Source organism: Pantoea sp. C1E2 (genome assembly GCF_056491465.1).
On the sequence record NZ_JBSZHT010000004.1, the window covers coordinates 414,083 to 428,442 of the forward strand.

Here is a 14,360-nt window from a genome sequence, read left to right on the forward strand (position 1 = left end):
TTTCGATTTTTTTAGACGGGAACATTCCTTTGGCATCGTTAATCACGCATTCACCTGCGTATCCTTTGGTGGCGGCTCAGCCCGGCATCTGGATCGCTGACGCTATTGCGCAGCAGCGCAATCAATTTACCGTGGCGCACTACAGCGTGCTGCACGGCGACATTAACCGCGCTGCGTTGGACAGCGCCATCCGCCAGACCATGGCAGAAGCCGACACCGTGCAGGCACGCTTTGGCCTTGATGAAAACGGTCATCCCGCGCAGTGGTTTGATGCGCAGGCACTGGTGCTGCCGGAGTGGCATGACTTCAGCCAGCGCGCGGACGCCACCGGTCAGGCGCATAAACTCATGCAGGCCGATCTGCGCGCCGAACTGGCCGCTGACGGTGATAAGCCGCTGTATCGACATGTATTAATGTGCGTGGGTGATGGCAGCTGGTGGTGGTATCAGCGTTATCACCATCTGCTGGTTGATGGCTTTAGTTTCGAAGCGCTGACGCAACGGGTGGCAGCTATCTATGCCGAACTGTGCCGTGGTGAGGAACCCTCACCTTCACCCTTCACGTCGTTTAGCGAGGTGATCGATGAGTATCAGCAATGGCAGGATTCCCCGGCGTTTTCCCGTTCCGCCAGCCATTGGCAAACCTATGCGGCTGAACTGCCCGAAACCTTAACGCTCTCCAGTGAAAGCGTACCGGGTGCCGACGAACGCCCAATCAGCTGCTACGTAGCGCTACCCGAGTTGGCAACATTGTGCCAGCACGCTGCGTTCCAGGATTGCAGCGAAGGCGATATCGTCAGTGCTCTGCTGGTGGCCTATCTGGCACGCATTAGCGACACTTCGCGCTTATCGATTGGCTTTCCGTTTATGCGCCGCATGGGCTCGGCGGCACTGACGGCGTTAGGGCCGGTGGTTAATGTGCTGCCGCTGATCTTCAATATCCCTCATCACACCGATTTAACCGCGCTGGTGCAGCAGGTGCAGGCGGAAATCCGCAAAGCACGCCGTCACCAGCGCTATGAAGCCGAGCAACTCCGTCGCGATTTGGGTTTGGTCGGCAGCAATCAACAACTTTACGGGCCGGTGATTAACGTCAAGGTCTACCATGATGATCTGCAATTCGATGGCATTCCGGCGGCGACCCACACCTTAGCCATGGGCCCGGTCGACGATATCGAGTTTGAAGTGGGCTTCCGTGATGGCACATTGCAGTTAACGCTGGTGGCTAACCCTGCGCGCTACGATACGCAAATGTTACAGCGTCACGCCGACCGTATTCGTCATCTGCTCGCGCAGTTCGCTGCACAACCCGAAGCCACTCTGGATACGCTGGCGATCATTGCTCCTGACGAACAGGCTGATTTACAGCGCTGGTCTACTGGCCCGGAATTTACCCCGCCAGCGGGCGCGGCCACTATCGTGGATATGCTGCTGCAACGCACGGCACAAAGCCCAGACCTGACGGCGGTGGTCTGCGGCACACAGTCACTGACCTATCGCCAACTGACCGTTCGCGCCATGCAACTGGCGCACGTGCTGATTGCGCGTGGCTTGAGAGCGGACGACGTGGTGGCGATTGGTATTCCGCGCTCGGTGGATTCGCTGGTCGCCATCTTTGGCGTGCTGGCGAGCGGCGCGGCCTACATGCCGCTGGATCTCGACTATCCGCGCGAACGTCTGGCACTGATGTGCGACGATGCGCAACCCGCGCTATTGCTGACTCATTCAACGACACTGGCGCAGATGCCGACACTTCCCGCACTGTGCATCGATCAGCTGGAGAGCGAACTGGCGGCACAGCCGACCAGCGTACCGAGCACCCTGCTGTGCGGTGAGGATCTGGCTTATATGATCTACACCTCCGGTTCAACCGGCCGACCAAAGGGGGTGATGAGCACGCACCAGGGACTGTTGAATCTTTTCCTGTCACATCGCGAGCATCTATTTGGACCGGCGATTGACCGTTTCCACGCCAGCAGTCCACGCCGCATGCGCGCCGGTCACACTGCATCATTCTCGTTCGACTCTTCATGGGAACCGCTGTTTTGCATGCTGATGGGCTGCGAGCTGAATATCTTCGATGAAGAACTGCGCCGCGATGCCTGGGGTTTGATTCAGCAGATGAACGCAGTGCCGGTCGATCTGCTGGACATCACGCCGTCATTTTTCTCCCAGATGATCGACAGCGGATTGCTGGAGGCGGAAAACCACCGCCCTGCGTTTGTCATGATTGGCGGTGAAGCCGCCACGCCAACGCTGTGGAAACTGATGCAGCAACAGCAGCAGATGGAAATTCACAACTATTACGGCCCGTCTGAGTACACCATCGATACCCTTGGCGCCAGCGTGCTGGCTTCACCGCAGCCGGTGATTGGCCGTCCGGTGGGCAACAGCCAGGTTTATCTGCTCGACAGCCAGCTGCGTCCGGTGCCGATTGGCTGCACCGGAGAACTCTACATCTCAGGAACCGGCATCGCGCGCGGCTATCTGCGCCGCCCGGATCTGACGGCCGCCCGCTTTGTGGCTAACCCCTTCCGCGAAGGCGAGGTGATGTATCGCAGCGGCGATGTGATGCGCTGGCGTCATGATGGTCAACTGGCATTTATCGGACGCGTGGATCACCAGATCAAAGTGCGCGGTTTCCGCGTCGAACTCGGTGAAATTGAAAACGCGCTGGTGGCGCTGCCCGAGGTGAGTACCGCAGTGGTGATTGCCGAAGTGATGGGTGCCACTCACCGTTTGATTGGTTACTGTTCGGTACAGGATGACGCCCTGCGCAACGATCCCTTGATCAGCGCCCGCTTACTGGCACAGCTCGGCACCCAGTTGCCGGACTACATGTTGCCGGCCGTGCTGATGGTGCTGGATGATCTGCCACTGAATGTGAATGGCAAAATCGATCGCCAGGCGCTGCCGAAACCTCAGCAGGCACAGCAACCGCAAAGCCGCGCGGCGCGCACACCGCAGGAAACGTTGATTTGCCAGGCAATGGCCAGCTTACTCGGGCTGGAGAGCGTCGGCGCAGAAGATGACTTCTTCTCACTCGGCGGTGACAGCATCTCGGCAATGGGGCTGAGCACTGCCGCCCGTCGTGCGGGCTATCTGCTGCGCCCGCGTGATATTTTTGCCGAACGCACCGCCGCGCGCATGGCGCAAGATCTCGCCCCGCTGGCACAGCACACTCAACATGCTCGCGTGTCGCAACAGGGCGCGATTGGCGGTCTGCCGATTCTGCACTGGTTCCATGCGCAGGCGGGTATCAACGCACGCTTCGCCCACGGCGTGCTGCTATCGGTGCCGCCTGAGCTGCAACTTTCGCAGTTGGAACAGCTGATTGAGCAACTCGTCAGCGCGCATCCAGCCCTTAACGCCTTCACGCGTAATGCGCAGTTGGTGGTGGGTGAAGCGCTGCCTGCACGCCCTGCGCGTTGTCGTGTTGTCGAAGTGCAAGCGCGTGACCTCGACGCAGATCAGGCTTTCCGTGATGATGCAGCACGTCTCGATCCGGCAGCAGGATTGTTGCTAAAGGCAAGCCTGCTTCAAACTCAGGGTGCAAGCTGCGGTCTGGTGTTAACGCTGCACCATCTGGTGGTGGATGGCGTGTCATGGCGCGTGTTGCTGGATGAACTGCAACAGGCCGGTGATGCACTGCTAAGCGGTGCGCCGATCACCTTGCCCGCCGAAGAGACTTCGCTGCATGACTGGTCCGCTACGCTGCTGGCCAACCTGGCGTCACGTGCCAGCGAAATGCCATTCTGGCAACGCATGCTAGAACAGCCGCTGCCTGCGCTGGGTGAGCGTGCCTTAACCGGTAACGAACGTGCCTTACATCAGCGCACCCTGCTGGATGCGGCCACCAGCTCAGCCTTGCTGAATACCCTGCCACAGCAGTTCCGCGCCACCAGCGAAGAGTTACTGCTCACCCTGCTATCGCTGGCGCTGCGCAGTATGAACGGCAGCGTATTACAACGCGTGACGCTGGAATCCCATGGCCGTGCCGAGTTGCACGATCATCAGGATCTGGCGCGGACTGTCGGCTGGTTGACAGCGGAGTTCCCTCTGCTGGTCGCCCTGCCCGATGCGGCTACCCTGAATGACAGCGTGCGCGCGGTGAAGTCCGCGCTGCGTGCCGTGCCGGATCGCGGTATCGGTTACGGCCAACTGCGCTGGCTGGATGCCCACCGCGGCATTACGCTGGCAAAACTGGCCGCCGACCATGCGCCACAAGTGCTGTTCAACTATCTTGGCCGCTTTACCCAATCCGCTGGTCACTGGCAGCCTCAGCGCACGGCGCAGCAGTTCCGCGACACTTTTGCGGTGATTCAGGACGATGCGATGCCGATCCAGCACACATTGGAACTCAACGTGTTTGTTGATGACCAGCAGCTGGCGCTGAACTGGAGCTGGGCGGAGGGCGTTTTACACGCCGATCAGATTCAGCAACTGCATCAGGCAATCGCTCTGGGTGCACAGCAGCTTTGTCAGTTCGCGGAGCAGCAGCCACAACACGCCGCCAACACGCTGGTGGCAGCGGAGATCAATCTTGAAGGTGTCGATGATGCGGTGCTGCAACAGCTGCGCGCGCGCCACGGTGCCTTTAGCCATGTGCTGCCACTGCTGCCGTTGCAGAAAGGATTGCTGTTCCACGCGCAGACCACTGGTGCGCAAGGCAGCTATAACTCACTGACACGTTTAACCCTGAGCGGCGATGTGTCGGTGGCCTCGGTGCAGCAGGCGCTGAATCAGGTATTGCAACGTCATCCGCAGTTAGCCGCGAAATTTGATACCGAACTCAGCCTGCAGCCGTTGCAGTTACTACCGGAAGGCGAGCTGCATTGGCCGCTGCAGGTGCGGGAAGTCGAGGATATTGAAGCCGCTGAATATCAGGCGCTGGCACAGGATCTGTTCCAGCAGCCTGTGATGTTGCAGGCCACGCTGATCCCGCATCGCCATGAAGCACGCTGGACGCTGCTGCTCAATGCACATCATCTGGTGGTGGATGGTTGGTCAACGCCGGTCATTCTGAACGATTTGCTGAAGGCGTTACGTCAGCAGCCTCTGACCGCCCAACGCACCCACTATGCCGACATCGTGCGCCAGCTCAGCCTGCGAGATGCGCATCAGGCACGCCAGCAATGGCAAGAATGCCTGCGCGACGTGCGACCCACGCTGCTGTATCCCAATGCCGTCGACAGTGGCGTTCAGGAGAAACGCATCACGCTGGATGCCACGCTGGAGCGCGAACTCTATGCGCTGTGCCGCGCACGCGGGTTGACCCTCAACACCGTGATGCAGGGCCTGTGGGGCATGATGCTGTCGATTGCCAGCGGTCAGCAGGACGTGGTGTTTGGCGCACCGGTTTCCGGCCGTTTCGGACAGATTGAAGGGATTGACCAACATGTCGGTCTGTTCAGTAATACGCTGCCGGTGCGCGTGCGGTTTGATACTCAGCGCCCGTTGCTGGAACAGTTAACCACACATCAAAATCAGCAGATCCAGCTGATTGAACAGGATTGCCTCGGGCTGGCAGAAATCCAACAGCTGGCCGGTGCGGGTACGCTATTTGATACCCTGCTGGTGGTGGAGAACTACCCTGATAATCAGACATTACTCGACACCAACGCACAGGTGCACTGCGACGCGATTCACAACCGTGGTTATACCCATTATCCGTTGACGCTGTTAGTGCTGCCGGGTGAACAGCTGACGCTGTTAATGGAATATCGCGCCTGCGTCACCGATGCGGATCGGCTGGCTGAACGCCTGTTGCTGCTGTTACAGCAGATGGTGACCACACCGGATCTGCCGTTAACGCAGTGGCGTTTACAAACCCTCGCCGAGCAATCGTTGCTGGAGTGGGTGAATAACACTGGCGTGCAGCTGGAGAATGAAACCCTGCAACAGGCCATCGCCCAGCAGGCAGCACGCAAGCCGGATGCGCTGGCGCTGTGTGATGTTGAGCATCAGCTTAGCTACCGCGAAATGCAGCGTCAGGCCACATTGCTGGCCGATCGCCTGATTGAAGCCGGTGTGATGCCAGGCGATATCGTTGCCGTTGCCTTGCCACGTTCGGTTCGTCTGAGTATCGCGCTTACCGCTATCTTGCAGGCGGGTGCAGCCTGGTTGCCGTTGGATATTGGCTATCCCGATGAGCGTCTGGCTTACATGGTGGACGATGCACGGCCGTGGGTGGTGATCACCGAGTCGGCGCTGGAAAATCGTTTTGCTGGCTTTGGCACCTTGATGATGTTCGATCACCTTGCCAGTACGCAGAGTGAGGCGCGTCATACATTGCCCAAACCCGACGCGCAGCGCCCGGCTTATGTGCTTTACACTTCAGGTTCCACGGGCAAGCCGAAAGGCGTGGTGGTCAATCAACGCGCCATCGTTAACCGCTTGCGCTGGATGCAGGCCAGCTATCCATTGCGTAGTGACGACGTGGTATTACAGAAAACCCCGTGCAGCTTTGATGTTTCGGTGTGGGAGTTCTTCTGGCCGTTGATGACCGGCGCGCAGCTGATGATGGCACCGCCGGATGCCCATCGCGATCCACAGACGCTGTGGCAGTTGATCGATGAGTATCAGGTCACGACCCTGCACTTCGTTCCGTCGATGCTGGCCGCCTTTGTCGGGCATATCAATGCACCAACCGATCGCGCCTGCCCCTCACTGCGCCGCGTATTTTGCAGCGGAGAAGCGCTGGCCTGCGATCTGACTCGCAGCTATCAACAGGTGATCGCGGCTCCGCTGCATAATCTGTACGGCCCCACCGAGGCCGCCGTGGATGTCACCTGGCAACCGGCCAGCGGTAACGCGCTCGAAGGCCTGAATGGCCCCGGCGTGCCGATTGGCCGCCCGGTATGGAACACCCAACTGCATATCCTCGATAACCTGCTGCGCCCGGTGCCGGTTGGCGTGCCAGGCGATCTCTATCTCAGCGGCATCCAGCTGGCGGATGGCTATCTGCATCGCGCCGATCTTACCGCGCAACGCTTTATTGCCGCCCCGTTTGCCGATGGTGAACGCATGTATCGCACCGGTGACATTGCCTGCTGGCGCGAGGATGGCGCCGTGGAGTATTTAGGCCGCAGCGACGATCAGCTGAAGATGCGCGGGCAGCGCATTGAACCAGGTGAAATTGAGCAGGCGCTGGTGGCTTTGCCGGGCGTGGCACAGGCGGTCGTGGCCGCTCGCAACCTGACACAACAGGCTGCGGCGGGCGTCGATAACCGCCAGCTGCTGGGCTGGCTGGTGGCACAGCCTGGCGTGGCACTGGATATCGAGCAGATAAAACAGCAGTTGAGCACTCGCCTGCCCGCACATATGCAACCGGTGAGCTATCTGCTGCTCGACGATTTGCCCCTCAGCGCCAATGGCAAACTGGATCGCAAAGCGCTGCCGATGCCGCAACGCAGCGCGCAGCCTGGTCGCCTGCCGGAAAGACCTCATGAACGGGTGCTGGCAGATCTGTTCCAGCAGTTACTCGGTTGTGAGCAGGTGTATGCCGACGATGATTTCTTTGCACTGGGCGGTCATTCACTGCTGGCGATGCGACTGGCGGCAGAAATGCGCCGTCGTGTGCCAAAGCCGGTAAGTGTCGGACAGATCATCGCCGCTCGCAGCGTGGAGAAACTGGCGGCGCTGCTGGCGGGTAATGTCAGTGATAGCAGCGGCAACGGGGAGCTGCTGCCACTGCGTGCCGGTCAGGGCCCGACACTGTTCTGCATCCATCCGGCATCGGGTTTCGCCTGGCAGTACAGCGCCCTGCTGCACTATATCGACGGTGATTTCCCGATTGTGGGGCTGCAATCGCCGCGCCCGGCGGGTGTTATCGCGGACTGTGCCAGCGTCGAAGCCATGTGCGATCGACATCTGGCCGTGATTCGTGAACAACAGCCGCACGGACCTTACTTCCTGTTGGGCTACTCGTTGGGCGGCACGCTGGCACAAGGCATTGCGGCGCGTCTGCAGGCCAGTGGCGAAACCGTGGCCTTCCTCGGTCTGCTGGATACCTACCCAGCCGAAGGTCAGGACTGGCGCACACCAGATGCTGAGGAGGCTGAACAGGAAGTGGCACGCGAGCAGGCCGAGTTTATGGCTGCTACTGAAGATGAGCGCGATCCGCTATTGCGAGCAGAGAAAGCCGCGATGTTTAGCACCATCGTCGCCAACTACAAGGACGCGGTTGCCCGGCTGGCGGAAGCGCGCACGCCGCGTTACGCCGGCAAAGCCACGCTGTTTATGGCAGAGAAAACCCTGCCTGCCGGCATGGATGTGCCTGCGACCTGGAAACCGTTTGTCTCAGATCTGGAAATCTGGCCGCTGGAGTGCGAGCACGCTGACATTTTGTCTGCCACCTCGCTGAAAGCGCTGGGTCCGCTGATCAATCGTTTGTTATCTGAGACTCGCTCATAACACCCGGCCTTTGGCCACTTAATGTGGGCGCACTGATGTGCGCCCCTGCTCGTTTTAACAATGGATATTTATGGCTAAGCCTTCAATTTTTCTTGATTTCAGCCTGCTGAAAAACAACGCTGCGTTTCGCGCCATCTTCTGCGCGCGCATGCTATCCGTATTTGCGCTTGGCATGCTGGCAGTCGGCGTACCGATCCAGATTCAGGCCATGACCGGCTCGACCTTACAGGTCGGCGTCGCCGTGATGCTGGATGGTGTCGGTATGTTTATTGGCCTGCTGCTCGGCGGAGTGCTGGCGGACCGATACGATCGCCGCAAACTGATCCTGTTTGCACGCGGCACCTGCGGCATCGGTTTTGTGCTGCTGAGCCTGAACGCATTTAGCCCTGTCCCCTCACTGTGGGCACTCTATTTCCTCGCGTTCTGGGATGGATTTTTTGGTGCGTTGGGCATGACAGCGCTGATGGCGGTGATTCCGTTAATTGTGGGACGCGAGCATCTGGCGGAAGCTGGTGCGCTAAGCATGTTAACCGTGCGGCTGGGGGCGATTTTGTCTCCGGCGCTGGGCGGCATGATCATCGTGGCGGCGGGTGTCGGCTGGGCGTTTGCCGTGGCGGCCATCGGCACGTTAGCGACGCTGATCCCGCTGGTGCGGCTGCCCGCGATGAAACCGGAACAGCAGGAACCTGAACACCCTTTGCGCGCGCTCGCCAGCGGCATTCAATTTGTCTGCCGACATAATGTGGTAGGTGCCGCCGTACTGGTCGGTTTGCTGCTGAGTATGGTGGGTGCGGTGCGCATCCTGTTTCCGGCGCTGGCGCAAGCGTGGCAGGTTGATGCCTCTGCGCTCGGGTTAATGTACTCCGCCGTGCCGCTGGGTGCGATGATCGGGGCGTTCACCAGCGGATGGGTGCGTCAGCTGTCACGGCCTGGTCTGGTGTTGTTGATTAGCGCGCTGGCCGCCTTTGGCTGTATCGCTTCTTTGGGGCTGTATAGCCAACTGATCCCGGCGTTGCTGGCATTGGTGGCTTATGGCTACAGCAATGCCATCGCTTCTCTGCTGCAGTTCATTCTGATTCAGCACCACACGCCGGATGCCCTGCTGGGCCGGGTCAACAGCCTGGGCGCCGCGCAGGACGTGAGCGGCGATTCGCTGGGTGCGCTGGGGTTGGGCGCATTAGCACGCGTGCTGACCGCGCTCAACAGTGTGCTGTGGTTCGGCGGCGTAGCGGCGGGTTTACTGCTGCTGGTCGCGCTGGCCGCACGCGGTTTGCGCTCGGCTCAGATGAATCATGAACCACCAGCCGCTGAGCAAGCTGCCGCCTAGTGTGCGAACTGCCGTTCGATACTGCTGAGCATGTTGCTGCCGATTAGGGTGCGAACTGCCGTTCGATACTGCTGAGCATATTGCTGGCACTGTAGTAATCGAGGCGGAAGGTGTCGTTACCCATGGCAAAAATGTCGTGATGTTGCACGGCGGGTAGATGTGCGAGGAAAGGATTCTTCGCCACCTGCGGTACCGTTTTTTCATCGGCGGCAAACAGCAACAGCGTATTTCCGGTGACGCCATCCACCATCGTTTCGCCGTTAAGTTGAATGATGTCGTTGCGTTTGCCCATGCTGGTACTGCCCTGCAGGCTGGCAGGCGGCATCGCCAGCGTAAAGCCCAACGCTTTCAGTAACTCTCCCTGCGCCGAAGCCGGCGTCCACACATTCATGCCGCGCCCATCTTCGTAATAAACAATCGCAGAGGTCGGCTGCGGCGGCAGGGTAATTCTGCTGCGCAGTGTCTCGACGCGTTGGTCAAACTGCGCGATTGCCTGTTTCGCCTCCGCTTCGTGACCGGTGATGTGACCCAACTGCAACGCCAGCGCCTGCCAGCTCTTATCACCGTAATCAACCACCAGCACGGGCGCGATGGTTTTCAGCTGATCGTAGAGTTTCAGCGCGGAATCGCCGCCGGTCGCCGCGATAACGATCAGATCGGGTGCTTCGGCGGCAATCGCTTCCGCGTTCGGCTGGCTGACATACAGCGGCTTGACGTGACGGGCTTTGGCGACATCCCCCCACTGGGTAAAGAAGCCCTGGGCATCGGACACGCTGCTGTTACGACTGGTGGCGCCAGAACCAATCAGCGGCGCGTTAATCGCCAGTAAGGTGCCGCTCAACGTCACGCTGGTAGAGACAATGCGCTGCGGTGGCTGCTGTAAGGTGAACGGGCCTTGCGGTGTGGGTATGGTGCGAGGCCAGCTGACTGAATCTTCAGCAGAGGCGGCCGCATCGTTGAACAGGGAGCAGAGGCAAAGCAGTAACGCCAGAACGGGCAAACGCATCAGGTTATCCATCACTTGATAATTGAGAATGGATATCATTATCAAAATGAAGATTTGATGCAAGGGGATTTGGTGGCGAGGAGTTGATGACGAGTGGCGAGAAGTGATTGGTGATTGGTGAAAATTGATGCTGGAGTGAGGATGAAGATTGAGTGCTCATGCCGAATGGGCTAGTTGTTGCGTTCTGCAGGTTGAAGCATGCAACATGAGAGATCAGAGATGAGTAATGCACAGAGTGTTGCGGGCCAGCTAATTAACCAGCCCGCAAACGATTATTGCTCCAGCGAGTAGCGCGTCATCGGCGCCACATCCTTGATCAGCCCGTTGGCTTTCATATATTCACCAAACGCCTGATACCGTGCTTTATCAAAGGTCGCGCTGTGCCCATCAAACAGCGGTAATGTCGCTTCCCATGCCTGATGATTGAGTTTGGTGTTCAGCTCAGGATACTGCTTAATAAACGCCTTCCAGGCTTCTTCCGGATGCGCACGCAGCCACACTACACCCGCGTCCAGGCCGCGTAAGAATGCCGGTATACGCTTGTCCTGGGCGGCGGACTTATTGTTCGCCAGAAGGATCAGCTCATCATAAGCGGGCACCCCATAATCTTCGGGTTTGAACACCACCGGTTTCGCGCCCTTATCCTGCAGATCGATTAGCTCGTAGTTGCGGAAAATGGTCATCGCGCCATCGATTTTGTGCGTCAGCAGCGCTGAAGTCGAATCCATGTTCAGGCTGATTAATTTCACCGAATTGATATCCACACCCTGCGATTTCAGCATATTGCGGATTGCCACATCTTCCGATCCTGGCACCGCATAGCCCAGCGTTTTTCCCGCTAAATCTTTGAGTGAATGGATATCGCTGGACACGGTAGTCAACGTATTCAGCGGCTGACCAATCAGCGTGCCGACGCGGATCACCGGAATGTCTTTTTCCACCAGCGTGTAAAGCTGTGGCTGATAACTGATCGCCAGATCGGCCTTACCCGCCGCCAGCAGCAGCGGCACCGACGCCGAATCGGCGGGGGCTATCATCTCGACATCCAGCCCTTCTTTCTTGAAAGCGCCGCTGTACTGCGCGGCAAAAATAGCTGCATGGTTGGGGTTCACAAACCAGTCGAGCAGCAGGCGAACCTTCTGTTCGGCGTGCGCGCTGGTGGTCGCCAGCAGCAGCAATGCGGTAATCGCGGTACGTAGGGTGTTCAAGGGACGTCCTTATGTTGAGTGCCAGAGGAATTTTTTACGCAGCAATGTGACGCCGCCGGACAGCAGCAGAGCCAGCATCAATAACAGCAATAAAGCAGCAAAGCTGGTGGCGGTTTCCAGCCGGGCGTTGGATTGCATCATCAGATAGCCCAGCCCTTCGCTGGCACCCACCCATTCGCCAATCACCACCCCAATCGGAGCCAGCACCACCGCCATCTGCAAGCCGGAAAAGAATTGCGGTAGCGCAGCCGGCCAGCGCACGTGCCAGAAAACCCGCGCACGTGAAGGATTAAGTGTACCCGCCAGCTCCAGCCAGCCGGAGGGCGTGCGGCATAGGCCATCGAACAACGACAGGCACAGCGGGAAGAAGACAATTAACGCTGCGACCACCACTTTGGAGGCGATGCCAAAACCCAGCCACAGCACCAGCAGCGGTGCCAGCGCAAACACAGGGATCGCCTGACTGGCGGTCACCAGCGGAAACAGCACGCGGCGCAAAGTCTGGCTGCCTGCCATCAGCACCGCCAGAATGACGCCCGTCCCGACGCCCAGCAGCAGCGCCAGTACAATCTCTGCCAGTGTATACAGCGCGTGATGCGCTAATAGCTGGCGATGCAGCCATAGTGCTTCCATCACCGCCAGCGGCGAAGGTAATAAAAAGTCAGGCACGCCGTGGTGCCGCGCCAGCAGCCAGCCGCCCAGCAGCACTGCGATCAGATAGATCGCGCTAAACAGTTTTTTCATCTTGATTCAGTCGTGAGAAGAGTTCGCCCTGAGCCTGTAACAGGCCGGGATCGTCAAGGGATCGAGGGGCGTCACCAACAGGGACTGGCCAGGCTTCAACCGTCAACGGCTGGTCGTGTAACAGCACGATGTCGTCGGCCATACGACAGGCTTCCAGCGGATCGTGCGTAACCAGCAGCACCGTTTTGCCCTTAAGAAGCGTGGCGGTCAGGGTTTGCAGGCTGAGTTTAGTCATCACATCCAGCGTGGCGAAAGGCTCATCCATCAGCACGACTTCGCGTTGGGCATACAGCGTACGTGCCAGTGCCACACGCTGACGCATCCCGCCGGAAAGTTTATCCGGTGAGGCTTGCGCCACCTCACCTAGCTTCACCTGCTCCAGTAGCGACATTGCGCGCGAGCGATCGGGTTTTTCACCGTTGAGACGCGCCGCAAGCATCACGTTTTCCAACACCGTCAGCCAGGGATACAACAGATCCTGTTGCCCCATCCACGCCACTTTGCCCGGTAAGCCGCTAATTTCGCCCTGTTGCGGCTGCAACAACCCCGCCACCAGCAGCAATAAGGTGCTTTTCCCAATGCCGCTGCGGCCTAGCAGCACAGTGGTTTTACCGCCGCGCAGTTGCAGATTGAATTGCTGGCACAGCGCCTGTTCGCCCCAGCTAAAGGTGATGTCCTTAAAACAGATCGGAGTCATGGTCGTCGTGCCGCCAGCATCGCCAGTCGGGTAAATCCTCGTTCTGTTAGCACCGAGGCTGCCTGCGCCGCGCGAATTCCACTGGCACACACCAGCACGATGCGCCGATCTTGCGGCGGCTGCCAATCGGCTATCGCCTGCGGCAGAATACGTTCGACGTTGTTCGCTACGCTGACGGGCGCTTCTTCCTCACCGCGTAATTCGACAATGCAATCGTCGGCTGTCAGTAGTGGCTCATCGATAAAGGGCACGATGTTCTCAGGTTCTTCTGCGCCGTCGAAACGGAACGCGCGAATATGCCAGTTAATGAAGTCACAGTTGATGACGCTGCCCAGTGGCGAAGGCTGCAGGCTCAGCAGCACGCTTAACGCCATCTGTGCCTGCATTGCGCCCAGCGTGGCCACCGCCGGCCCCATTACGCCCGCGGTGTTGCAGTTGGCTGCTGAGGTGGGTAAGCGCGGAAACAGCGCCCGATAGCTGGGCGCGATGCCGCAGAAGCCACCGACGTAGCCCTGGCGACCCAACACCGAGGCACTGATCAAGGGAATCTGCGCTGCCAGACAGGCGTCGGAAAGTTGATAGGTCACCGCGAAGTTATCAGCGGCATCGACCACCAGATCGATATCCGTGAGAAGGTGCGGCAGATCGCTGGCGCCAATAGCCCGTGGCACCACCTCTATCTGCACCTCGGGATTACGATGCAACAGCGCCTGTTGCGCCCGTGCTGCCTTGCTGTGACCGATGTCCTGCATCGTAAATAGCGTCTGGCGATGAAGGTTGTGCAGGGCCACTTCATCGTCGTCACACAGGCGGATAAAACCGACGCCTGCGCCAACCAATTGCGGCAACAACGTGGCACCCAATCCGCCCGCCCCCACCACTAATACGCGCGCATCCGTTAGTTTTTGCTGACCTGCTGTGCCGATTTCCGGCAGCATCATCTGCCGTTGATAGCGATCCATGG

General features: G+C 59.1%; 7 protein-coding genes. 2 read left to right on the forward strand and 5 right to left on the reverse strand.

Features of this window, described 5'->3' with window-relative positions; all coding sequences use genetic code 11:
• The first annotated feature begins 29 nt into the window (after positions 1-29).
• Both ACXI0A_RS23475 and entS read left to right on the forward strand, forming a co-directional pair.
• Positions 30-8,414, forward strand: coding sequence for an amino acid adenylation domain-containing protein (locus ACXI0A_RS23475; protein ID WP_476146767.1), 8,385 nt, complete (start codon positions 30-32; stop codon positions 8,412-8,414).
• Positions 8,415-8,484: 70 nt separating this feature from the next.
• Positions 8,485-9,741, forward strand: a complete 1,257-nt coding sequence (entS, locus tag ACXI0A_RS23480) for an enterobactin transporter EntS (protein ID WP_476146765.1) — start codon at positions 8,485-8,487, stop codon at positions 9,739-9,741.
• A 43-nt stretch (positions 9,742-9,784) separates the two neighbouring features.
• On the opposite strand, the gene fepB is transcribed toward entS, so the two are convergent.
• The 5 genes from fepB to ACXI0A_RS23505 all read right to left on the reverse strand — a co-directional run bounded on the left by fepB (position 9,785) and on the right by ACXI0A_RS23505 (position 14,358).
• The gene (gene fepB, locus ACXI0A_RS23485; protein ID WP_476146763.1) at positions 9,785-10,747 is read right to left on the reverse strand and encodes a Fe2+-enterobactin ABC transporter substrate-binding protein; all 963 of its coding nucleotides are present in this window, start codon (positions 10,745-10,747) and stop codon (positions 9,785-9,787) included.
• Between the two features lie 272 nt (positions 10,748-11,019).
• The gene (locus ACXI0A_RS23490) at positions 11,020-11,955 is read right to left on the reverse strand and encodes an ABC transporter substrate-binding protein (RefSeq protein WP_476146761.1); all 936 of its coding nucleotides are present in this window, start codon (positions 11,953-11,955) and stop codon (positions 11,020-11,022) included.
• 9 nt (positions 11,956-11,964) lie between these two features.
• Positions 11,965-12,699: an ABC transporter permease subunit gene (locus tag ACXI0A_RS23495; RefSeq protein WP_476146759.1), complete on the reverse strand. Its 735-nt coding sequence runs from the start codon at positions 12,697-12,699 to the stop codon at positions 11,965-11,967.
• The gene (locus ACXI0A_RS23500; RefSeq protein WP_476146757.1) at positions 12,683-13,396 is read right to left on the reverse strand and encodes an ATP-binding cassette domain-containing protein; all 714 of its coding nucleotides are present in this window, start codon (positions 13,394-13,396) and stop codon (positions 12,683-12,685) included. The genes ACXI0A_RS23495 and ACXI0A_RS23500 overlap by 17 nt, the downstream gene beginning before the upstream one ends.
• Positions 13,393-14,358: a ThiF family adenylyltransferase gene (locus tag ACXI0A_RS23505; protein WP_476146755.1), complete on the reverse strand. Its 966-nt coding sequence runs from the start codon at positions 14,356-14,358 to the stop codon at positions 13,393-13,395. Before ACXI0A_RS23505 ends, ACXI0A_RS23500 begins: the two co-directional genes overlap by 4 nt.
• Positions 14,359-14,360 lie beyond the last annotated feature (2 nt).

Bases quoted from the DNA above. Each gene is read 5' to 3' on its own strand.
- entS (WP_476146765.1), top strand. From the start codon at position 8,485: ATGGCTAAGCCTTCAATTTTTCTTGATTTCAGCCTGCTGAAAAACAAC.
- ACXI0A_RS23495 (WP_476146759.1), bottom strand. From the start codon at position 12,699: ATGAAAAAACTGTTTAGCGCGATCTATCTGATCGCAGTGCTGCTGGGC.
- ACXI0A_RS23505 (WP_476146755.1), bottom strand. From the start codon at position 14,358: ATGGATCGCTATCAACGGCAGATGATGCTGCCGGAAATCGGCACAGCA.
- fepB (WP_476146763.1), bottom strand. From the start codon at position 10,747: ATGCGTTTGCCCGTTCTGGCGTTACTGCTTTGCCTCTGCTCCCTGTTC.
- ACXI0A_RS23500 (WP_476146757.1), bottom strand. From the start codon at position 13,396: ATGACTCCGATCTGTTTTAAGGACATCACCTTTAGCTGGGGCGAACAG.